Origin of the sequence: Streptococcus sp. FSL R7-0212, assembly GCF_038007985.1 — a bacterium.
GTDB classification, from domain to species: domain Bacteria; phylum Bacillota; class Bacilli; order Lactobacillales; family Streptococcaceae; genus Streptococcus; species Streptococcus parauberis.
On the sequence record NZ_JBBOYF010000001.1, the window covers coordinates 14173 to 36720 of the forward strand.

Consider the following 22548-nt stretch of genomic DNA (forward strand, 5'->3'; position numbering starts at 1 on the left):
CTATATGAAAAATAATAAGAATAACGGATTTGTGAAAAATTCTTTCATTTATATTTTATTGATTGTTGTGGTTATCACAGGTTTTCAATATTATTTAAAAGGAACAAGTACACAAAGCCAACAGATTAGTTATTCAAAGCTAATCAAACAAGTTAAGGCTGGTGATGTTAAAAGCATAACTTATCAACCAAGTGGCAGTATCATCCAAGTTAAGGGTGAATATGATAAGCCAAAAAAAGTAAAATCTGATCCCAATATTTCCTTTTTTGGACCTGGTTCAGCTAGAGAAGTTTCTGAATTTAATGCTTTAGTATTACCTACAGATTCTACACTAAAAGAGGTTACGAGTGCAGCTGATAAATCTGGTACAATAATTACTGTTAAGCCAGAAAGTTCAAGCGGCACTTGGATTTCATTGCTGATGAGTTTCCTACCTATTGTCATTTTCGCTGGTTTTATGATTATGATGATGAATCAAGGTGGCGGTGGCGCTCGTGGTGCAATGAGTTTTGGTAAAAATAAAGCTAAATCACAAAATAAAGACGATGTTAAAGTTCGTTTTACTGATGTAGCAGGAGCAGAGGAAGAAAAACAAGAACTTGTTGAAGTTGTTGATTTTCTTAAAAATCCAAAAAAATATAAAGCTTTGGGTGCTCGTATTCCGTCTGGTGTTCTTTTAGAGGGGCCTCCCGGAACTGGTAAAACTTTACTTGCAAAAGCTGTTGCTGGTGAAGCAGCTGTTCCTTTCTTTAGTATTTCTGGTTCTGACTTCGTTGAAATGTTTGTCGGGGTCGGTGCTAGCCGTGTCCGTTCTCTTTTTGAGGATGCGAAGAAAGCTGAACGTGCAATTATCTTTATCGATGAAATCGATGCTGTTGGTCGTCGTCGCGGAGCTGGTATGGGTGGCGGTAACGATGAACGTGAACAAACTTTGAATCAACTATTGATTGAAATGGATGGATTTGAAGGTAATGAAAGCATCATCGTTATTGCAGCAACTAACCGTAGTGATGTATTAGACCCTGCACTGCTTAGACCAGGTCGTTTTGACAGAAAAGTCTTAGTTGGTCGCCCAGATGTTAAAGGACGCGAAGCAATTCTTAAAGTCCATGCAAAAAATAAACCACTTGATGAAGACGTTAATCTTAAAGTTGTTGCCCAACAAACCCCTGGTTTTGTGGGTGCAGATTTAGAAAACGTTCTGAATGAAGCTGCGCTTGTAGCTGCTCGTCGAAATAAGACGAAAATTGATGCTTCTGATATTGATGAGGCTGAAGATCGTGTTATTGCTGGACCTTCTAAGAAAGATCGTACGATTTCGAAACGCGAACGTGAAATGGTTGCATACCATGAGGCTGGGCATACAATTGTTGGTTTAACATTATCAAATGCGCGTGTTGTTCATAAAGTTACAATTGTTCCTCGTGGTCGTGCGGGTGGTTACATGATTGCCCTTCCTAAAGAAGATCAAATGTTACTATCTAAGGATGACTTAAATGAACAATTAGCTGGTCTTATGGGTGGACGTGTTGCTGAGGAAATTATCTTTAATGCCCAAACTACTGGTGCATCAAATGACTTTGAACAAGCAACTCAAATGGCCCGTGCTATGGTTACTGAATATGGTATGAGTGAAAAACTTGGACCAGTTCAATATGAAGGTAATCATGCTATGATGCCTGGTCAAATGACTACTGAAAAATCATATTCTGCTCAAACAGCACAAATGATTGATGATGAAGTAAGAGAATTATTAAATCAAGCTCGTAATAAAGCAGCCGACATTATTAATGAAAATAGAGAAACTCATAAGTTAATTGCAGAAGCATTATTAAAATATGAAACTCTTGATGCTGCTCAAATTAAATCTATCTATGAAACTGGTAAAATGCCAGAGGATAAAGATGGAGATAATGATGATGTTCATGCATTATCATATGAAGAAATTAAAGATAAAATGATTACTGAAGATGAAAATCCATCATCACAGGAACATTCAACAGAAGAATAGTGAAAAAAGCCATTAGAAAAAGTTTAAAATCCTATTTCAATGGCTTTTATTATGGAATTTACTTTCCTTGTGAGCTGTGATAAACTATTAGAAATCAAGTAAAGAAGGAAAAGAACATGACAATTTTTCGAAAAAAGAATAATAGTGTAAGTAAAACTGAAATGAGAAGGCATTTAAAAGTAAATGACTTGATATTTTTAGGCCTAGGTTCGATGGTTGGAACGGGTATATTTACAATAACAGGTATTGGTGCTGCACAGTATGCAGGACCAGCATTGATGATTTCAATTGTAATTTCAGCACTAGCCATAAGTATTTTAGCTTTATTTTATGCTGAATTTGCTTCTCGTATACCTGCAAATGGTGGAGCTTATAGTTATGTCTATGCAACTTTAGGAGAATTTCCTGCTTGGATAGTAGGCTGGTATATCATAATGGAATTTTTAACTGCAATTTCAAGTGTTGCAGTGGGATGGGGAAGTTATTTAAAAGGCCTTCTTAGTAGTTATGGAATAGTGATTCCTAAGGTGTTAAATGGGACTTTTAATCCCAGTCAAGGAACTTATATTGATATTCTTCCTGTACTTGTTATGCTCGCCGTAATGTCTGTTGTTTTAATGAATAGTAAAACTGCATTAAGATTCAATAGTTTATTAGTAATTCTAAAGTTTTCAGCATTGTTCTTGTTTATAATTGTTGGTATCTTCTTTATTAAACCTGAAAATTGGTCTAATTTTGCACCATTTGGTTTAGGAAAAATTTACGGTGGTCAGTCTGGTATTTTTGCAGGGGCATCAGTTATGTTTTTTGCCTTTTTAGGATTTGAATCAATTTCTATGACTGTTGATGAAGTTAAGGATCCACAAAAAACAATTCCAAAAGGAATTGCTCTATCTTTAATGATAGTAACTGTTCTCTATATAATTGTAACAATGATTTTAACAGGAATTGTTCATTACACCAAACTGAATGTTCCTGATGCAGTTTCGTTTGCTCTTAGAAGTATTGGAATAGGTTGGGCTGCTAACTATGTATCAATTGTTGCAGTTCTAACATTAATCACTGTTTGTATATCAATGACTTTCGCTCTTGCTAGGATTGTGTATTCAATTAGTCGTGATGGCCTCCTACCAAGAAGTCTTAGTAAGATTACAAAGAAAAGCTTTGTTCCAAAAAATGCGACAATTTTAGTTTGTATTTTAGCTATGGTATGTGCAGGTTTAGTTCCATTAGCAAGCTTGGCAGAATTTGTAAATATCTGTACCTTGGCATATTTGATTATAATGTCCATCGCAATTATTAAATTAAGAAAAGATATGGGAAATCCCAAAAAAGGAGAATTTAAAACACCGTTTGTACCTTTTCTTCCTATATTGGCAATTATTATTTGTTTGTCATTCATGAGTCAATATATGAAAGTAACATGGATTGCATTCATTACGACAACGGTTATTGGGACACTAATTTATATCATATACGGTTATAAAAATTCAACAGAAAATAAATAAAAATCCCGATAGGGATTTTTTTGTGAAATCGTTTTGTAAAAAAATGAAATATTAAGAAAAAAGTATTGACAAACTATTGAAATATAGCTATACTTATAAAGCTGTCAAAACAACTCCGAGTCATAGTTTTAAAACAAACAAAAGTAGTAAAAAACTATTGACAAAGGCATTGTGACCTGATAGAATATAATAGTTGTCTCGTAAGAGATAAGAAGACCTTTGAGAACTGAATAAGACAAAAACCAAACGTGCAGGGTGATATGTTTATGCATATTACCTGTCAATTAAGTAACAAAAAAACAATAAATCTGTCAGCGACAGATAAGAATGAGTTAAACATCAAATTAACATATAAATGAGAGTTTGATCCTGGCTCAGGACGAACGCTGGCGGCGTGCCTAATACATGCAAGTAGAACGCTGAAGACTGGTGCTTGCACTAGTCAGATGAGTTGCGAACGGGTGAGTAACGCGTAGGTAACCTACCTCATAGCGGGGGATAACTATTGGAAACGATAGCTAATACCGCATGACAATTAAGTACTCATGTACTAAATTTAAAAGGAGCAATTGCTTCACTATGAGATGGACCTGCGTTGTATTAGCTAGTTGGTGAGGTAACGGCTCACCAAGGCCACGATACATAGCCGACCTGAGAGGGTGATCGGCCACACTGGGACTGAGACACGGCCCAGACTCCTACGGGAGGCAGCAGTAGGGAATCTTCGGCAATGGGGGCAACCCTGACCGAGCAACGCCGCGTGAGTGAAGAAGGTTTTCGGATCGTAAAGCTCTGTTGTTAGAGAAGAACGGTAATGGGAGTGGAAAATCCATTACGTGACGGTAACTAACCAGAAAGGGACGGCTAACTACGTGCCAGCAGCCGCGGTAATACGTAGGTCTCGAGCGTTGTCCGGATTTATTGGGCGTAAAGCGAGCGCAGGCGGTTATTTAAGTCTGAAGTTAAAGGCCGTGGCTCAACCATGGTTCGCTTTGGAAACTGGATAACTTGAGTGCAGAAGGGGAGAGTGGAATTCCATGTGTAGCGGTGAAATGCGTAGATATATGGAGGAACACCGGTGGCGAAAGCGGCTCTCTGGTCTGTAACTGACGCTGAGGCTCGAAAGCGTGGGGAGCAAACAGGATTAGATACCCTGGTAGTCCACGCCGTAAACGATGAGTGCTAGGTGTTAGGCCCTTTCCGGGGCTTAGTGCCGCAGCTAACGCATTAAGCACTCCGCCTGGGGAGTACGACCGCAAGGTTGAAACTCAAAGGAATTGACGGGGGCCCGCACAAGCGGTGGAGCATGTGGTTTAATTCGAAGCAACGCGAAGAACCTTACCAGGTCTTGACATCCCTCTGACCGTCCTAGAGATAGGACTTTCCTTCGGGACAGAGGTGACAGGTGGTGCATGGTTGTCGTCAGCTCGTGTCGTGAGATGTTGGGTTAAGTCCCGCAACGAGCGCAACCCCTATTGTTAGTTGCCATCATTAAGTTGGGCACTCTAGCGAGACTGCCGGTAATAAACCGGAGGAAGGTGGGGATGACGTCAAATCATCATGCCCCTTATGACCTGGGCTACACACGTGCTACAATGGTTGGTACAACGAGTCGCAAGCCGGTGACGGCAAGCTAATCTCTTAAAGCCAATCTCAGTTCGGATTGTAGGCTGCAACTCGCCTACATGAAGTCGGAATCGCTAGTAATCGCGGATCAGCACGCCGCGGTGAATACGTTCCCGGGCCTTGTACACACCGCCCGTCACACCACGAGAGTTTGTAACACCCGAAGTCGGTGAGGTAACCTAATAGGAGCCAGCCGCCTAAGGTGGGATAGATGATTGGGGTGAAGTCGTAACAAGGTAGCCGTATCGGAAGGTGCGGCTGGATCACCTCCTTTCTAAGGAAATGGAAGCACGTTAGGAAAAGTCTTATTTAGTTTTGAGAGGTCTTATTAAAGTAATGAGATAGAAACACCACTAATAATGTAACAACCAGTTTATTAGTCGGGGCCTTAGCTCAGCTGGGAGAGCGCCTGCTTTGCACGCAGGAGGTCAGCGGTTCGATCCCGCTAGGCTCCATTATCTAGGATACAAAGAGATGTTCGGCTTGCCGAAATTTCTTAAGAAATTAATCTCGTGTTCAACTAGATAAGTAGGATAAAAATCCTAACATAGTCCATTGAAAATTGAATATCTATATCAAATTCCACAATTAAGAAATTAATTGTAGAAAAAAGTAACAAGAAATAAACCGAAAAAAAGATAAACGCGAACATATTAAAAAAAATTAAAAGAAGGTCGAAAGACTGGAAATAAGGTTAAGTTAATAAGGGCGCACGGTGGATGCCTTGGCACTAGAAGCCGATGAAGGACGTGACTAACGACGAAATGCTTTGGGGAGCTGTAAGTAAGCTTTGATCCAGAGATGTCCGAATGGGGGAACCCGGCATGTAATGCATGTCATCCATGACTGTTAAGGTCATGAGAAGGAAGACGCAGTGAACTGAAACATCTAAGTAGCTGCAGGAAGAGAAAGCAAACGCGATTGCCTTAGTAGCGGCGAGCGAAACGGCAGAAGGGCAAACCGAGGAGTTTACTCCTCGGGGTTGTAGGACTGCGACGTGGGATCAAATACTATAGAAGAATTACCTGGGAAGGTAAGCCAAAGAGAGTAATAGCCTCGTATTTAAAATAGTAAATGACTCTAGCAGTATCCTGAGTACGGCGAGACACGCGAAATCTCGTCGGAATCTGGGAGGACCATCTCCCAACCCTAAATACTCTCTAGTGACCGATAGTGAACCAGTACCGTGAGGGAAAGGTGAAAAGCACCCCGGAAGGGGAGTGAAATAGAACCTGAAACCGTGTGCCTACAACAAGTTCGAGCCCGTTAATGGGTGAGAGCGTGCCTTTTGTAGAATGAACCGGCGAGTTACGATATGATGCGAGGTTAAGTTGAAGAGACGGAGCCGTAGGGAAACCGAGTCTTAATAGGGCGACTTAGTATCATGTTGTAGACCCGAAACCATGTGACCTACCCATGAGCAGGTTGAAGGTGAGGTAAAACTCACTGGAGGACCGAACCAGGGCACGTTGAAAAGTGCTTGGATGACTTGTGGGTAGCGGAGAAATTCCAAACGAACTTGGAGATAGCTGGTTCTCTCCGAAATAGCTTTAGGGCTAGCGTCGATGTTAAGTCTCTTGGAGGTAGAGCACTGTTTGGGTGAGGGGTCCATCCCGGATTACCAATCTCAGATAAACTCCGAATGCCAACGAGATATAATCGGCAGTCAGACTGCGAGTGCTAAGATCCGTAGTCGAAAGGGAAACAGCCCAGACCACCAGCTAAGGTCCCAAAATAATTGTTAAGTGGAAAAGGATGTGGGGTTGCACAGACAACTAGGATGTTAGCTTAGAAGCAGCTATTCATTCAAAGAGTGCGTAATAGCTCACTAGTCGAGTGACCCTGCGCCGAAAATGTACCGGGGCTAAAACAATTTACCGAAGCTGTGGATTACCTTTAGAGGTAATGGTAGGAGAGCGTTCTATGTGTGAAGAAGGTATACCGTGAGGAGTGCTGGAACGCATAGAAGTGAGAATGCCGGTATGAGTAGCGAAAGACAGGTGAGAATCCTGTCCACCGTAAGACTAAGGTTTCCAGGGGAAGGCTCGTCCGCCCTGGGTTAGTCGGGACCTAAGGAGAGACCGAAAGGTGTATTCGATGGCCAACAGGTTGATATTCCTGTACTAGTATGTAAAGTGATGGAGGGACGCAGTAGGCTAACTAAAGCGTGCGAATGGAAGAGCACGTTCAAGCAGTGAGGTGTGGTATGAGTCAAATGCTTATACCTAATACATTGAGCTGTGATGAGGAGCGAAATTAAGTAGCGAAGTTAGTGATGTCACACTGCCAAGAAAAGCTTCTAGCGTTTAATTACATACTACCCGTACCGCAAACCGACACAGGTAGTCGAGGCGAGTAGCCTCAGGTGATCGAGAGAACTCTCGTTAAGGAACTCGGCAAAATGACCCCGTAACTTCGGGAGAAGGGGTGCTGGCGTTAGCGTCAGCCGCAGTGAATAGGCCCAAGCAACTGTTTATCAAAAACACAGCTCTCTGCTAAATCGTAAGATGATGTATAGGGGGTGACGCCTGCCCGGTGCTGGAAGGTTAAGAGGAGTGCTTAGCGTAAGCGAAGGTATGAATTGAAGCCCCAGTAAACGGCGGCCGTAACTATAACGGTCCTAAGGTAGCGAAATTCCTTGTCGGGTAAGTTCCGACCCGCACGAAAGGCGTAATGATTTGGGCACTGTCTCAACGAGAGACTCGGTGAAATTTTAGTACCTGTGAAGATGCAGGTTACCCGCGACAGGACGGAAAGACCCCATGGAGCTTTACTGCAGTTTGATATTGAGTATCTGTACCACATGTACAGGATAGGTAGGAGCCATTGAAGACGGGACGCCAGTTTCGTCTGAGGCAATGTTGGGATACTACCCTTGTGTTATGGCTACTCTAACCCAGATAGGTTAACCCTATCGGAGACAGTGTCTGACGGGCAGTTTGACTGGGGCGGTCGCCTCCTAAAAGGTAACGGAGGCGCCCAAAGGTTCCCTCAGATTGGTTGGAAATCAATCGTAGAGTGTAAAGGTATAAGGGAGCTTGACTGCGAGAGTTACAACTCGAGCAGGGACGAAAGTCGGGCTTAGTGATCCGGTGGTTCCGCATGGAAGGGCCATCGCTCAACGGATAAAAGCTACCCTGGGGATAACAGGCTTATCTCCCCCAAGAGTTCACATCGACGGGGAGGTTTGGCACCTCGATGTCGGCTCGTCGCATCCTGGGGCTGTAGTCGGTCCCAAGGGTTGGGCTGTTCGCCCATTAAAGCGGCACGCGAGCTGGGTTCAGAACGTCGTGAGACAGTTCGGTCCCTATCCGTCGCGGGCGTAGGAAATTTGAGAGGATCTGCTCCTAGTACGAGAGGACCAGAGTGGACTTACCGCTGGTGTACCAGTTGTCTTGCCAAAGGCATCGCTGGGTAGCTATGTAGGGAAGGGATAAGCGCTGAAAGCATCTAAGTGCGAAGCCCCCCTCAAGATGAGATTTCCCATGATTTTATATCAGTAAGAGCCCTGAGAGATGATCAGGTAGATAGGTTAGAAGTGGAAGTATAGCGATATATGAAGCGGACTAATACTAATAGCTCGAGGACTTATCCTAAGATAAGTATGAACAAATAGTTTATTGACAGTTTTGGTCAAACTTGTTAGAATATAGATATTCAATTTTGAGTGGACTCAAAGTTAAGTGACGATAGCCTAGGAGATACACCTGTACCCATGCCGAACACAGTAGTTAAGCCCTAGAACGCCTGAAGTAGTTGGGGGTTGCCCCCTGTTAGATACGGAAGTCGCTTAGCTTAAAGAATACTCATTGGGAGTTTAGCTCAGCTGGGAGAGCATCTGCCTTACAAGCAGAGGGTCAGCGGTTCGAACCCGTTAACTCCCATAAAGGTCCCGTAGTGTAGCGGTTATCACGTCGCCCTGTCACGGCGAAGATCGCGGGTTCGATTCCCGTCGGGACCGTTGAAATCGATATTAATCTGGTTTCATTTTTAATTGGATTTAGATTCAATGAAGACTCGTTAGCTCAGTTGGTAGAGCAATTGACTTTTAATCAATGGGTCACTGGTTCGAGCCCAGTACGGGTCATCTTAAGCGGGTTTGGCGGAATTGGCAGACGCACCAGATTTAGGATCTGGCGCTTAACGGCGTGGGGGTTCAAGTCCCTTAACCCGCATAAAGATAATAAGCCGGCTTAGCTCAGTTGGTAGAGCATCTGATTTGTAATCAGAGGGTCGCGTGTTCAAATCATGTAGCCGGCATTTTTTTAAATAGTTGCGAACGTAGTTCAGTGGTAGAACATCACCTTGCCAAGGTGGGGGTCGCGGGTTCGAATCCCGTCGTTCGCTTTAGAGGTATAGCCGGGGTGGCGGAACTGGCAGACGCACAGGACTTAAAATCCTGCGATGGTTATCATCGTACCGGTTCGATTCCGGTCCTCGGCATTAATTTAATAAGTAGCACCCTTAGCTCAACTGGATAGAGTACCTGACTACGAATCAGGCGGTTAGAGGTTCGACTCCTCTAGGGTGCATCAATTCGGGAAGTAGCTCAGCTTGGTAGAGTACTTGGTTTGGGACCAAGGTGTCGCAGGTTCGAATCCTGTCTTCCCGATGTTATTTATTTAAAAAGAATAAATAAGAAGACCTTTGAGAACTGAATAAGACAAAAACCAAACGTGCAGGGTGATATGTTTATGCATATTACCTGTCAATTAAGTAACAAAAAAAACAATAAATCTGTCAGCGACAGATAAGAATGAGTTAAACATCAAATTAACATATAAATGAGAGTTTGATCCTGGCTCAGGACGAACGCTGGCGGCGTGCCTAATACATGCAAGTAGAACGCTGAAGACTGGTGCTTGCACTAGTCAGATGAGTTGCGAACGGGTGAGTAACGCGTAGGTAACCTACCTCATAGCGGGGGATAACTATTGGAAACGATAGCTAATACCGCATGACAATTAAGTACTCATGTACTAAATTTAAAAGGAGCAATTGCTTCACTATGAGATGGACCTGCGTTGTATTAGCTAGTTGGTGAGGTAACGGCTCACCAAGGCCACGATACATAGCCGACCTGAGAGGGTGATCGGCCACACTGGGACTGAGACACGGCCCAGACTCCTACGGGAGGCAGCAGTAGGGAATCTTCGGCAATGGGGGCAACCCTGACCGAGCAACGCCGCGTGAGTGAAGAAGGTTTTCGGATCGTAAAGCTCTGTTGTTAGAGAAGAACGGTAATGGGAGTGGAAAATCCATTACGTGACGGTAACTAACCAGAAAGGGACGGCTAACTACGTGCCAGCAGCCGCGGTAATACGTAGGTCTCGAGCGTTGTCCGGATTTATTGGGCGTAAAGCGAGCGCAGGCGGTTATTTAAGTCTGAAGTTAAAGGCCGTGGCTCAACCATGGTTCGCTTTGGAAACTGGATAACTTGAGTGCAGAAGGGGAGAGTGGAATTCCATGTGTAGCGGTGAAATGCGTAGATATATGGAGGAACACCGGTGGCGAAAGCGGCTCTCTGGTCTGTAACTGACGCTGAGGCTCGAAAGCGTGGGGAGCAAACAGGATTAGATACCCTGGTAGTCCACGCCGTAAACGATGAGTGCTAGGTGTTAGGCCCTTTCCGGGGCTTAGTGCCGCAGCTAACGCATTAAGCACTCCGCCTGGGGAGTACGACCGCAAGGTTGAAACTCAAAGGAATTGACGGGGGCCCGCACAAGCGGTGGAGCATGTGGTTTAATTCGAAGCAACGCGAAGAACCTTACCAGGTCTTGACATCCCTCTGACCGTCCTAGAGATAGGACTTTCCTTCGGGACAGAGGTGACAGGTGGTGCATGGTTGTCGTCAGCTCGTGTCGTGAGATGTTGGGTTAAGTCCCGCAACGAGCGCAACCCCTATTGTTAGTTGCCATCATTAAGTTGGGCACTCTAGCGAGACTGCCGGTAATAAACCGGAGGAAGGTGGGGATGACGTCAAATCATCATGCCCCTTATGACCTGGGCTACACACGTGCTACAATGGTTGGTACAACGAGTCGCAAGCCGGTGACGGCAAGCTAATCTCTTAAAGCCAATCTCAGTTCGGATTGTAGGCTGCAACTCGCCTACATGAAGTCGGAATCGCTAGTAATCGCGGATCAGCACGCCGCGGTGAATACGTTCCCGGGCCTTGTACACACCGCCCGTCACACCACGAGAGTTTGTAACACCCGAAGTCGGTGAGGTAACCTAATAGGAGCCAGCCGCCTAAGGTGGGATAGATGATTGGGGTGAAGTCGTAACAAGGTAGCCGTATCGGAAGGTGCGGCTGGATCACCTCCTTTCTAAGGAAATGGAAGCACGTTAGGAAAAGTCTTATTTAGTTTTGAGAGGTCTTATTAAAGTAATGAGATAGAAACACCACTAATAATGTAACAACCAGTTTATTAGTCGGGGCCTTAGCTCAGCTGGGAGAGCGCCTGCTTTGCACGCAGGAGGTCAGCGGTTCGATCCCGCTAGGCTCCATTATCTAGGATACAAAGAGATGTTCGGCTTGCCGAAATTTCTTAAGAAATTAATCTCGTGTTCAACTAGATAAGTAGGATAAAAATCCTAACATAGTCCATTGAAAATTGAATATCTATATCAAATTCCACAATTAAGAAATTAATTGTAGAAAAAAGTAACAAGAAATAAACCGAAAAAAAGATAAACGCGAACATATTAAAAAAAATTAAAAGAAGGTCGAAAGACTGGAAATAAGGTTAAGTTAATAAGGGCGCACGGTGGATGCCTTGGCACTAGAAGCCGATGAAGGACGTGACTAACGACGAAATGCTTTGGGGAGCTGTAAGTAAGCTTTGATCCAGAGATGTCCGAATGGGGGAACCCGGCATGTAATGCATGTCATCCATGACTGTTAAGGTCATGAGAAGGAAGACGCAGTGAACTGAAACATCTAAGTAGCTGCAGGAAGAGAAAGCAAACGCGATTGCCTTAGTAGCGGCGAGCGAAACGGCAGAAGGGCAAACCGAGGAGTTTACTCCTCGGGGTTGTAGGACTGCGACGTGGGATCAAATACTATAGAAGAATTACCTGGGAAGGTAAGCCAAAGAGAGTAATAGCCTCGTATTTAAAATAGTAAATGACTCTAGCAGTATCCTGAGTACGGCGAGACACGCGAAATCTCGTCGGAATCTGGGAGGACCATCTCCCAACCCTAAATACTCTCTAGTGACCGATAGTGAACCAGTACCGTGAGGGAAAGGTGAAAAGCACCCCGGAAGGGGAGTGAAATAGAACCTGAAACCGTGTGCCTACAACAAGTTCGAGCCCGTTAATGGGTGAGAGCGTGCCTTTTGTAGAATGAACCGGCGAGTTACGATATGATGCGAGGTTAAGTTGAAGAGACGGAGCCGTAGGGAAACCGAGTCTTAATAGGGCGACTTAGTATCATGTTGTAGACCCGAAACCATGTGACCTACCCATGAGCAGGTTGAAGGTGAGGTAAAACTCACTGGAGGACCGAACCAGGGCACGTTGAAAAGTGCTTGGATGACTTGTGGGTAGCGGAGAAATTCCAAACGAACTTGGAGATAGCTGGTTCTCTCCGAAATAGCTTTAGGGCTAGCGTCGATGTTAAGTCTCTTGGAGGTAGAGCACTGTTTGGGTGAGGGGTCCATCCCGGATTACCAATCTCAGATAAACTCCGAATGCCAACGAGATATAATCGGCAGTCAGACTGCGAGTGCTAAGATCCGTAGTCGAAAGGGAAACAGCCCAGACCACCAGCTAAGGTCCCAAAATAATTGTTAAGTGGAAAAGGATGTGGGGTTGCACAGACAACTAGGATGTTAGCTTAGAAGCAGCTATTCATTCAAAGAGTGCGTAATAGCTCACTAGTCGAGTGACCCTGCGCCGAAAATGTACCGGGGCTAAAACAATTTACCGAAGCTGTGGATTACCTTTAGAGGTAATGGTAGGAGAGCGTTCTATGTGTGAAGAAGGTATACCGTGAGGAGTGCTGGAACGCATAGAAGTGAGAATGCCGGTATGAGTAGCGAAAGACAGGTGAGAATCCTGTCCACCGTAAGACTAAGGTTTCCAGGGGAAGGCTCGTCCGCCCTGGGTTAGTCGGGACCTAAGGAGAGACCGAAAGGTGTATTCGATGGCCAACAGGTTGATATTCCTGTACTAGTATGTAAAGTGATGGAGGGACGCAGTAGGCTAACTAAAGCGTGCGAATGGAAGAGCACGTTCAAGCAGTGAGGTGTGGTATGAGTCAAATGCTTATACCTAATACATTGAGCTGTGATGAGGAGCGAAATTAAGTAGCGAAGTTAGTGATGTCACACTGCCAAGAAAAGCTTCTAGCGTTTAATTACATACTACCCGTACCGCAAACCGACACAGGTAGTCGAGGCGAGTAGCCTCAGGTGATCGAGAGAACTCTCGTTAAGGAACTCGGCAAAATGACCCCGTAACTTCGGGAGAAGGGGTGCTGGCGTTAGCGTCAGCCGCAGTGAATAGGCCCAAGCAACTGTTTATCAAAAACACAGCTCTCTGCTAAATCGTAAGATGATGTATAGGGGGTGACGCCTGCCCGGTGCTGGAAGGTTAAGAGGAGTGCTTAGCGTAAGCGAAGGTATGAATTGAAGCCCCAGTAAACGGCGGCCGTAACTATAACGGTCCTAAGGTAGCGAAATTCCTTGTCGGGTAAGTTCCGACCCGCACGAAAGGCGTAATGATTTGGGCACTGTCTCAACGAGAGACTCGGTGAAATTTTAGTACCTGTGAAGATGCAGGTTACCCGCGACAGGACGGAAAGACCCCATGGAGCTTTACTGCAGTTTGATATTGAGTATCTGTACCACATGTACAGGATAGGTAGGAGCCATTGAAGACGGGACGCCAGTTTCGTCTGAGGCAATGTTGGGATACTACCCTTGTGTTATGGCTACTCTAACCCAGATAGGTTAACCCTATCGGAGACAGTGTCTGACGGGCAGTTTGACTGGGGCGGTCGCCTCCTAAAAGGTAACGGAGGCGCCCAAAGGTTCCCTCAGATTGGTTGGAAATCAATCGTAGAGTGTAAAGGTATAAGGGAGCTTGACTGCGAGAGTTACAACTCGAGCAGGGACGAAAGTCGGGCTTAGTGATCCGGTGGTTCCGCATGGAAGGGCCATCGCTCAACGGATAAAAGCTACCCTGGGGATAACAGGCTTATCTCCCCCAAGAGTTCACATCGACGGGGAGGTTTGGCACCTCGATGTCGGCTCGTCGCATCCTGGGGCTGTAGTCGGTCCCAAGGGTTGGGCTGTTCGCCCATTAAAGCGGCACGCGAGCTGGGTTCAGAACGTCGTGAGACAGTTCGGTCCCTATCCGTCGCGGGCGTAGGAAATTTGAGAGGATCTGCTCCTAGTACGAGAGGACCAGAGTGGACTTACCGCTGGTGTACCAGTTGTCTTGCCAAAGGCATCGCTGGGTAGCTATGTAGGGAAGGGATAAGCGCTGAAAGCATCTAAGTGCGAAGCCCCCCTCAAGATGAGATTTCCCATGATTTTATATCAGTAAGAGCCCTGAGAGATGATCAGGTAGATAGGTTAGAAGTGGAAGTATAGCGATATATGAAGCGGACTAATACTAATAGCTCGAGGACTTATCCTAAGATAAGTATGAACAAATAGTTTATTGACAGTTTTGGTCAAACTTGTTAGAATATAGATATTCAATTTTGAGTGGACTCAAAGTTAAGTGACGATAGCCTAGGAGATACACCTGTACCCATGCCGAACACAGTAGTTAAGCCCTAGAACGCCTGAAGTAGTTGGGGGTTGCCCCCTGTTAGATACGGAAGTCGCTTAGCTTAAAGAATACTCATTGGGAGTTTAGCTCAGCTGGGAGAGCATCTGCCTTACAAGCAGAGGGTCAGCGGTTCGAACCCGTTAACTCCCATAAAGGTCCCGTAGTGTAGCGGTTATCACGTCGCCCTGTCACGGCGAAGATCGCGGGTTCGATTCCCGTCGGGACCGTTGAAATCGATATTAATCTGGTTTCATTTTTAATTGGATTTAGATTCAATGAAGACTCGTTAGCTCAGTTGGTAGAGCAATTGACTTTTAATCAATGGGTCACTGGTTCGAGCCCAGTACGGGTCATCTTAAGCGGGTTTGGCGGAATTGGCAGACGCACCAGATTTAGGATCTGGCGCTTAACGGCGTGGGGGTTCAAGTCCCTTAACCCGCATAAAGATAATAAGCCGGCTTAGCTCAGTTGGTAGAGCATCTGATTTGTAATCAGAGGGTCGCGTGTTCAAATCATGTAGCCGGCATTTTTTTAAATAGTTGCGAACGTAGTTCAGTGGTAGAACATCACCTTGCCAAGGTGGGGGTCGCGGGTTCGAATCCCGTCGTTCGCTTTAGAGGTATAGCCGGGGTGGCGGAACTGGCAGACGCACAGGACTTAAAATCCTGCGATGGTTATCATCGTACCGGTTCGATTCCGGTCCTCGGCATTAATTTAATAAGTAGCACCCTTAGCTCAACTGGATAGAGTACCTGACTACGAATCAGGCGGTTAGAGGTTCGACTCCTCTAGGGTGCATCAATTCGGGAAGTAGCTCAGCTTGGTAGAGTACTTGGTTTGGGACCAAGGTGTCGCAGGTTCGAATCCTGTCTTCCCGATTGATGGCGGTGTAGCTCAGATGGCTAGAGCGTCCGGTTCATACCCGGAAGGTCGGGGGTTCGATCCCCTTCGCCGCTATTATTTTTATGGATTACTTGGACCTTTAGCTCAACTGGTTAGAGCACTCGGCTCATAACCGAGCGGTCGTAGGTTCGAGTCCTACAAGGTCCATAAACATGGAGGATTACCCAAGTCCGGCTGAAGGGAACGGTCTTGAAAACCGTCAGGCGTGTAAAAGCGTGCGTGGGTTCGAATCCCACATCCTCCTTTTTAATATCGCGGGATGGAGCAGTTAGGTAGCTCGTCGGGCTCATAACCCGAAGGTCGTAGGTTCAAATCCTGCTCCCGCAATAAACATAGATTTGTTGATGGCTCGGTAGCTCAGTTGGTAGAGCAATGGATTGAAGCTCCATGTGTCGGCGGTTCGATTCCGTCTCGCGCCATTATTAGCGGGTGTAGTTTAGTGGTAAAACTACAGCCTTCCAAGCTGTTGTCGCGAGTTCGATTCTCGTCACCCGCTTTATAGTTTTACCCAAGCTATAGGCTTGGGCGCGTAGCTCAGGTGGTTAGAGCGCACGCCTGATAAGCGTGAGGTCGGTGGTTCGAGTCCACTCGTGCCCATTATTATTTTGGAGAATTACTCAAGAGGCTGAAGAGGACGGTTTGCTAAATCGTTAGGTCGGGTAACTGGCGCAAGGGTTCGAATCCCTTATTCTCCGTATTAATAAACGAGAATATCTTATAGATATATCGTTTTTTTTTTATCATTTTTAGGAGGCATCAGTGAATAAGCATAAACTATCAAAATTTTTCTTTTGGATGACAACAGTTAGTATATTATTAGCTATTCTGTTTCTTGTATTTTCATCTAAAGTCTCGCCTTATGTCTCATCATATACTAGTAGTGGGTTATCAAAAGTAGATAACATTATTTCAATTCCATTTAACAAAACAAAATCATCTATAGGAAAAGTTCAACATTTATTTAGTACCTATAAGGACAATAGAAGCTTAAAGTTGAAATTAGAAAATGAGTCAACAAATGTAGAACAACTAAAAAGCTTGAAAAGAAAAAATGCTTCTTTGAGGGCAATATTAAATCTAGAAACGAATGCATCTTTTAAAAAAGTAAGTGAAATATTAGTCAGAAATCCGTATAGTTGGTCTGACTCTCTTATTATTAAGGGTGGCAAACAAGATGGAATAAATAATTCCATGACTGTGGTTAATGGTAAGTATTTAATAGGTAGTATTAGTAATATTTCGGACGATAGCTCACATGTTAACTTATTAACAAGTGGAAAAAATTTCAACTTACCAATAAAAATTGTTGGAAAAAAAGAAACTATTTTCGGCAATTTAAAAACTTATAATAAAGAGACAAAGCTAATGGTTGCAAGCGAATTCAATTCTAATGTAACTATAACAAAAGGTGATAAAGTTTATACAAGCGGTTTAGATGGAGTTACAGTTCCCGATATTTCAATCGGGAAAGTGAAAAATGAGATGAAAGCTAATGATAAATTGGATCGAAGAATTTATATATCTTTAGGTGCTAATTTTAAACAAATTGATTATTTATATGTATTAGGAAGAGATAACTAAACATGAATAAGTTAAAACTAACTATATATTTTTTATTACTGATTCCAATAATGCTTATTGATCCACACATTTCGGAATTAATTAATACATTTTTTACGAGTGAGACTCACATATCTATCTTCCTATTTTTTATTTTTATCTTTTATTTGTCTCAACAAATTGGATATTTTATAGCATTTCCTTTATCTCTAATATTGGGTATGATTTATGATTATTATTATTTTGATTATTTAGGAATCATGGTTATTGCCTTTCCAGTTTCAATATCATTTTTGTATATTTTTACAAAATATTTGGAAAAAAATTCAAAAATTCAATCCACATTATTGTTTTCGATTTACTTATTTTTAGTTAATTTTATTTGTTTTTTAATAGTTCGATCTCTAGATTTTACAAGCCTTTCATGGACATTTTTTATCACTTACGAATTACTTCCAAGTTTAATTGTGAATATTTTCCTTTTTGTAACAATTAATACATATTTGAACCGATTTATTTATTAATTATTACACAGAACTGTAACACATGCGTAATATTATTTCATGTATTTTCTGATACAATATAATATGTCTTATCGAAAAAGGAGTAGTTTTTTTAAATGAAAAAGAGAATTTTATCAGCCGTTCTTGTAAGTGGTGTTACCCTTGGAGCAGCAACAACTGTCGGAGCAGATGATTTTGATTCAAAAATTGCTGCGCAAGATACGATTATCACAAACTTAAATGCAGAACAAACAGCTGCACAAGAACAAGTAACTGCAATTCAAGGTCAAATTGGTACTTTGCAAACTCAACAAGATAGTTTGGCACTTGAAAATGAAGCACTTCAAGCTAAATCAGCTAAATTAGCAGAAGAAATTCAAGCACTATCTAGTAAAATAGTTGCACGTAACGAAGCCTTGAAAAAACAAGCACGTAGTGCACAAAAAGGAAATACTACAACTAGCTATTTAAATACACTTTTAAACTCTAAAACTGTATCTGATGCTATTAATCGTGTTGTAGCTATTCGCGAAGTTGTTTCTGCGAATGCCAAAATGTTAAATCAACAAAAAGCAGATAAAGTTGCTCTTAATAAAAAGCAAACTGAAAATCAAAATGCAATTAATACTGTAGCTGCTAATATGGAAACTATTTCTGCTAATAAAGTTTCATTAGAAACTCAACAAGCAGATTTAGAAGTCGCTAAATTAGATTTATCAGCTAAAATGGCAACAGCTCAAAATGATAAAGCAACATTGGTTTCTCAAAAACATGAAGCTGAAGTTAAAGCTGCAGAAGCTGCTAAAGCACAAGCTGAAGCACAAGCACAAGCTGAAGCACAAGCTGAAGCACAAGCAGAATCTGTTGCTAAAGCACAAGCTGCTGTAGAAGCACAACAAGCTGCTGAATCTGCTGCACCTGCTCAATCACAAGCATCAGCTGCACCTGCACAAGCACCAGCTGCACCTGCACAAGCACAAGCACCAGCTGCACAATCAGCTGCGCCTGCTCAATCACAAGCACCAGCTGCACAATCAGCTGCGCCTGCTCAATCAACAGCACCAGCTGCACAATCAGCTGCACCTGTGCAATCAACAACACCACAACAAACAACAACTGTGTCAACACCAAAAGTATCATATGGAACAGCAAATACATATCCAGTTGGACAATGTACTTGGGGCGTTAAATCAATGGCACCTTGGGTTGGCGACTATTGGGGTAATGGTGGACAATGGGCATCCTCTGCAGCAGCAGCTGGATACAGAATTAGTTCAACACCAGTAGCTGGCGCAGTAGCAGTTTGGGGTGGTGGATATGGACACGTAGCTTTAGTTACATCTGTTCAAAGTTCTTCAAACATCCAAGTTATGGAATCAAATTATAATGGAAATATGTCAATCGGCAACTATCGTGGATGGTTTAATCCAAGTGGTGCTGTATACATCTTACCAAACTAAAAATAACGACCAGCTTCAGCTGGTCTTTTTTTATGAAATCCTAAAATCATTTGAAATATTAAAGCAAAAGGGTTAAAATGGTATAGGATTAAAACTTTGGAGGAAATAATGTCTTATTCGGATTTAAAATTGTTTGCGCTGTCTTCTAACAAAGAACTAGCTGAACGTGTAGCATCATCAATGGGTATTCAAATGGGAAAATCTACAGTTCGTCAGTTTTCTGATGGGGAAATTCAAGTAAACATTGAAGAGTCAATTCGTGGTCATCATGTTTTTATTTTACAATCAACAAGTTCACCAGTAAATGATAACTTGATGGAAATATTAATTATGGTTGATGCACTTAAACGGGCAAGTGCTGAAAAAGTAAGTGTAGTTATGCCTTACTATGGTTATGCACGTCAAGATAGAAAAGCTCGCTCTCGTGAACCGATTACTTCTAAATTAGTCGCTAATATGTTAGAAGTTGCTGGTGTGGATCGTCTTTTAACAGTAGATTTGCATGCTGCTCAAATTCAAGGCTTCTTTGATATCCCAGTAGATCATTTAATGGGTGCACCTCTAATTGCCGAGTACTTTGATCGTCATGACTTAGTTGGAGATGATGTAGTAGTTGTCAGTCCGGACCATGGTGGTGTTACAAGAGCACGTAAATTGGCACAATTCCTTCAAACACCGATTGCAATTATTGATAAACGTCGTAGTGTTGATAAAATGAATACATCTGAAGTTATGAACATTATTGGGAATGTTGCAGGTAAAAAATGTATTCTGATAGATGATATGATTGATACGGCTGGTACGATTTGTCATGCAGCTGACGCACTTGCTGAGGCTGGTGCAACTGAAGTATATGCTTCTTGTACTCACCCTGTTTTATCAGGCCCTGCGATGGATAATATTGAAAAATCAGCGATTAAGAAATTAATTGTTCTTGATACGATTGCAATATCTGAAGAACGTTTAATTGATAAGATTGAAATGATTTCAATCGCTGATTTGATTGCCGATGCAATTATTAGAATCCACGAAAAACGTCCTTTATCACCTCTTTTTGAAATTGAAAAATAAGCAAGGGGTAGTCAATATGACTACTCTTTTTTGATTTCTTTTCAGAAGTGCTATAAAAGTATCAGAATTTTGTGTATAATGGTAGTATTATTTTTTGGGGGAGGTCCCATATGGATTTAAGTAATCGTTTTAATAAGAATTTAGGTAAGATAGAAATTTCTTTGATTCGTCAATTTGATCAATCGATTTCTGATGTACCAGGTATTTTAAAATTAACTTTAGGTGAACCAGATTTTGCAACTCCTGACCATGTCAAAGAAGCAGCCAAAAAAGCTATAGATGACAATCAATCTCATTATACAGGTATGAGTGGTCTTCTTGCATTAAGACAAGCAGCCGCTGATTTCGTTAAAGTGAAATACAATTTGAATTATAAACCTGAAACAGAGGTTATGGTAACTATTGGTGCAACAGAGGCTTTGTCAGCTTCTCTGATGACTATCTTGGAAGAGGAGGATGTTGTTTTACTTCCTGCGCCAGCCTACCCTGGCTATGAACCAATTGTGACACTTGCGGGAGCTAGGATTGTCGAAATAGATACCACTCCAAACAACTTCGTATTAACTCCTGAGGTTTTAGAGGAGGCCCTTATTGCCCAAGGAGATAAAGTAAAAGCTGTATTACTCAACTATCCAACAAATCCCACTGGGATGACCTATTCTAGAGAGCAGATCAAGTCTTTTGCTGAAGTCTTGGCAAAATATAATGTTTTTGTGGTTAGTGATGAAGTTTATTCTGAATTAAATTATACTGATCAAAATCATGTTTCCATTGCAGAGTACCTTCCTGAACAAACTATTTTAGTTAATGGCTTATCTAAATCGCATGCTATGACTGGGTGGCGTATTGGGTTTATCTTTACGCATGAGACGATTGCAGCACAGGTTATCAAGAGTCACCAGTATCTGGTAACTGCTGCCACAACTATGGCTCAATATGCGGGCATTGAAGCATTAACCGTTGGTAAAAATGATACTCAACCAATGAAGGAACAGTATATCAGACGTCGTGATTATATCATTGAAAAGATGATTGAGATGGGCTTTTCGATGATTAAGCCAGATGGTGCTTTTTATATATTTGCTAAAATTCCACAAGGATTTGGTGAAAATGACTCCTTCAAATTCTGTCAGGAATTAGCGAGACAGCAAGCTCTTGCTTTTATTCCAGGGATTGCTTTTGGTCCATTTGGTGAGGGCTATGTACGTCTGAGCTATGCAGCTAGTATGGAAACAATTGAAACTGCTATGGAACGTTTGAAAGACTATATGACACATTATGGAAACTAGTCAGTCACATGGTATTGTTCTATATAATAAGAACTTTCGAGAAGATGATAAGTTAGTTAAAATCTTCACTGAGCAAGCTGGCAAACGGATGTTTTTTGTTAAGCATGCAGGGAAATCCAAGTTAAGTTCAGTGATTCAGCCCCTAACAGCCGCTGATTTTATCTTAAAATTAAACGACATTGGCTTATCTTATATAGAAGATTATAATCAAGTGGAAACTTATAAAAAAATTAATCAAGATATTTTTACCTTGTCTTATGCCACTTATATTACGGCTTTAACCGATGCAGCTTTAAAAGATAATGAGATTGATGCACAACTCTTTGCCTTTCTTAAAAAGACTTTAGATTTAATGGAAGAGGGTTTAGATTATGAAGTAATGACTAACATCTTTGAGGTTCAAATATTGGATCGCTTTGGGGTCAGATTAAATTTTCATGATTGTGTCTTTTGTCACCAGACAGGACTGCCTTTTGATTTTTCGCATAAATATTCAGGTGTACTTTGTCCACAGCACTATCATGAAGATATTCACAGAAATCACTTAGATCCAAATGTAGTTTACTTATTAGATCAGTTTCAAGCCATTCACTTTGATGAGTTGAAAGTTATTTCTTTAAAACCGGAAATGAAGGAAAAACTCCGTTTGTTTATTGATGAATTGTATGACGATTATGTCGGAATTCATCTAAAGAGTAAAAAATTTATTGACGACTTGTCCACATGGGGACAAATTATGAAGCCCAGCTCAGAGGATAATTAATTTTGGGAGTTTAGCATATGCTAGGCTCTCTTTTGGTGGGGCTGCGCAGCAATTCCCCATTAGTC

General features: G+C 42.5%; 8 protein-coding genes, 28 tRNA genes and 6 rRNA genes. All 42 read left to right on the forward strand.

The window, feature by feature from the left end:
* The first annotated feature begins 4 nt into the window (after positions 1 to 4).
* The 42 genes from ftsH (at position 5) to recO (ending at position 22483) form a co-directional block, all read left to right on the forward strand.
* Positions 5 to 2011 carry an ATP-dependent zinc metalloprotease FtsH gene (ftsH, locus tag MKY69_RS00075; RefSeq protein WP_003103251.1) on the forward strand — a complete coding sequence of 669 codons (2007 nt, stop codon included), beginning with the start codon at positions 5 to 7 and terminating at the stop codon, positions 2009 to 2011.
* A 116-nt stretch (positions 2012 to 2127) separates the two neighbouring features.
* Positions 2128 to 3519, forward strand: coding sequence for an APC family permease (locus MKY69_RS00080; protein ID WP_003104347.1), 1392 nt, complete (start codon positions 2128 to 2130; stop codon positions 3517 to 3519).
* A gap of 351 nt (positions 3520 to 3870) precedes the next feature.
* A 16S ribosomal RNA gene (locus MKY69_RS00085) occupies positions 3871 to 5419 on the forward strand.
* Between the two features lie 108 nt (positions 5420 to 5527).
* Positions 5528 to 5600, forward strand: a tRNA-Ala gene (locus MKY69_RS00090).
* Positions 5601 to 5837: 237 nt separating this feature from the next.
* Positions 5838 to 8741, forward strand: a 23S ribosomal RNA gene (locus MKY69_RS00095).
* Between the two features lie 83 nt (positions 8742 to 8824).
* Positions 8825 to 8940 (forward strand): 5S ribosomal RNA (gene rrf, locus MKY69_RS00100).
* 16 nt (positions 8941 to 8956) lie between these two features.
* A tRNA-Val gene (locus tag MKY69_RS00105) sits at positions 8957 to 9029 on the forward strand.
* A 4-nt stretch (positions 9030 to 9033) separates the two neighbouring features.
* A tRNA-Asp gene (locus tag MKY69_RS00110) sits at positions 9034 to 9106 on the forward strand.
* Between the two features lie 53 nt (positions 9107 to 9159).
* Positions 9160 to 9232: transfer RNA gene (locus tag MKY69_RS00115), tRNA-Lys, on the forward strand.
* Between the two features lie 6 nt (positions 9233 to 9238).
* Positions 9239 to 9320 (forward strand) — tRNA-Leu (locus MKY69_RS00120).
* A gap of 12 nt (positions 9321 to 9332) precedes the next feature.
* Positions 9333 to 9405: transfer RNA gene (locus MKY69_RS00125), tRNA-Thr, on the forward strand.
* Between the two features lie 15 nt (positions 9406 to 9420).
* A tRNA-Gly gene (locus tag MKY69_RS00130) sits at positions 9421 to 9492 on the forward strand.
* 11 nt (positions 9493 to 9503) lie between these two features.
* A tRNA-Leu gene (locus MKY69_RS00135) sits at positions 9504 to 9588 on the forward strand.
* 15 nt (positions 9589 to 9603) lie between these two features.
* Positions 9604 to 9677: transfer RNA gene (locus MKY69_RS00140), tRNA-Arg, on the forward strand.
* A 6-nt stretch (positions 9678 to 9683) separates the two neighbouring features.
* Positions 9684 to 9757 (forward strand) — tRNA-Pro (locus MKY69_RS00145).
* A 168-nt stretch (positions 9758 to 9925) separates the two neighbouring features.
* Positions 9926 to 11474 (forward strand): 16S ribosomal RNA (locus MKY69_RS00150).
* A 108-nt stretch (positions 11475 to 11582) separates the two neighbouring features.
* Positions 11583 to 11655, forward strand: a tRNA-Ala gene (locus MKY69_RS00155).
* Positions 11656 to 11892: 237 nt separating this feature from the next.
* Positions 11893 to 14796, forward strand: a 23S ribosomal RNA gene (locus MKY69_RS00160).
* Positions 14797 to 14879: 83 nt separating this feature from the next.
* Positions 14880 to 14995: ribosomal RNA gene (gene rrf / locus MKY69_RS00165) — 5S ribosomal RNA — on the forward strand.
* Together the 16S, 23S and 5S rRNA genes with 28 tRNA genes alongside form the textbook arrangement of a ribosomal RNA operon.
* A gap of 16 nt (positions 14996 to 15011) precedes the next feature.
* Positions 15012 to 15084, forward strand: a tRNA-Val gene (locus MKY69_RS00170).
* A gap of 4 nt (positions 15085 to 15088) precedes the next feature.
* Positions 15089 to 15161: transfer RNA gene (locus MKY69_RS00175), tRNA-Asp, on the forward strand.
* Positions 15162 to 15214: 53 nt separating this feature from the next.
* Positions 15215 to 15287, forward strand: a tRNA-Lys gene (locus MKY69_RS00180).
* Positions 15288 to 15293: 6 nt separating this feature from the next.
* Positions 15294 to 15375 (forward strand) — tRNA-Leu (locus tag MKY69_RS00185).
* Positions 15376 to 15387: 12 nt separating this feature from the next.
* A tRNA-Thr gene (locus MKY69_RS00190) sits at positions 15388 to 15460 on the forward strand.
* 15 nt (positions 15461 to 15475) lie between these two features.
* Positions 15476 to 15547 (forward strand) — tRNA-Gly (locus tag MKY69_RS00195).
* An 11-nt stretch (positions 15548 to 15558) separates the two neighbouring features.
* Positions 15559 to 15643: transfer RNA gene (locus MKY69_RS00200), tRNA-Leu, on the forward strand.
* 15 nt (positions 15644 to 15658) lie between these two features.
* Positions 15659 to 15732: transfer RNA gene (locus MKY69_RS00205), tRNA-Arg, on the forward strand.
* A 6-nt stretch (positions 15733 to 15738) separates the two neighbouring features.
* Positions 15739 to 15812, forward strand: a tRNA-Pro gene (locus MKY69_RS00210).
* Between the two features lie 5 nt (positions 15813 to 15817).
* A tRNA-Met gene (locus MKY69_RS00215) sits at positions 15818 to 15891 on the forward strand.
* Between the two features lie 19 nt (positions 15892 to 15910).
* Positions 15911 to 15984: transfer RNA gene (locus MKY69_RS00220), tRNA-Ile, on the forward strand.
* 7 nt (positions 15985 to 15991) lie between these two features.
* Positions 15992 to 16081 (forward strand) — tRNA-Ser (locus MKY69_RS00225).
* 9 nt (positions 16082 to 16090) lie between these two features.
* Positions 16091 to 16164: transfer RNA gene (locus MKY69_RS00230), tRNA-Met, on the forward strand.
* 19 nt (positions 16165 to 16183) lie between these two features.
* A tRNA-Phe gene (locus tag MKY69_RS00235) sits at positions 16184 to 16256 on the forward strand.
* A 6-nt stretch (positions 16257 to 16262) separates the two neighbouring features.
* Positions 16263 to 16333, forward strand: a tRNA-Gly gene (locus MKY69_RS00240).
* 27 nt (positions 16334 to 16360) lie between these two features.
* A tRNA-Ile gene (locus MKY69_RS00245) sits at positions 16361 to 16434 on the forward strand.
* A 10-nt stretch (positions 16435 to 16444) separates the two neighbouring features.
* Positions 16445 to 16532, forward strand: a tRNA-Ser gene (locus MKY69_RS00250).
* Between the two features lie 64 nt (positions 16533 to 16596).
* Positions 16597 to 17418 (forward strand): rod shape-determining protein MreC, encoded by an 822-nt coding sequence (gene mreC / locus MKY69_RS00255; RefSeq protein WP_003108985.1) that lies wholly within the window; start codon positions 16597 to 16599, stop codon positions 17416 to 17418.
* Positions 17419 to 17420: 2 nt separating this feature from the next.
* A complete protein-coding gene (mreD, locus tag MKY69_RS00260; RefSeq protein ID WP_003105481.1) occupies positions 17421 to 17921 on the forward strand; it encodes a rod shape-determining protein MreD in 501 nt (166 codons plus the stop codon).
* Positions 17922 to 18016: 95 nt separating this feature from the next.
* Positions 18017 to 19360, forward strand: a complete 1344-nt coding sequence (locus MKY69_RS00265) for a CHAP domain-containing protein (protein ID WP_340790747.1) — start codon at positions 18017 to 18019, stop codon at positions 19358 to 19360.
* A gap of 108 nt (positions 19361 to 19468) precedes the next feature.
* On the forward strand, positions 19469 to 20431 hold the full coding sequence (locus tag MKY69_RS00270) for a ribose-phosphate diphosphokinase (protein ID WP_003103806.1): 963 nt from the start codon (positions 19469 to 19471) through the stop codon (positions 20429 to 20431).
* Positions 20432 to 20541: 110 nt separating this feature from the next.
* Entirely contained in the window at positions 20542 to 21720 is a 1179-nt protein-coding gene (locus tag MKY69_RS00275; protein WP_003107475.1) for a pyridoxal phosphate-dependent aminotransferase, read from the forward strand.
* Positions 21710 to 22483, forward strand: coding sequence for a DNA repair protein RecO (gene recO / locus MKY69_RS00280; RefSeq protein ID WP_311981543.1), 774 nt, complete (start codon positions 21710 to 21712; stop codon positions 22481 to 22483). Before MKY69_RS00275 ends, recO begins: the two co-directional genes overlap by 11 nt.
* The last annotated feature ends 65 nt before the right edge of the window (positions 22484 to 22548 follow it).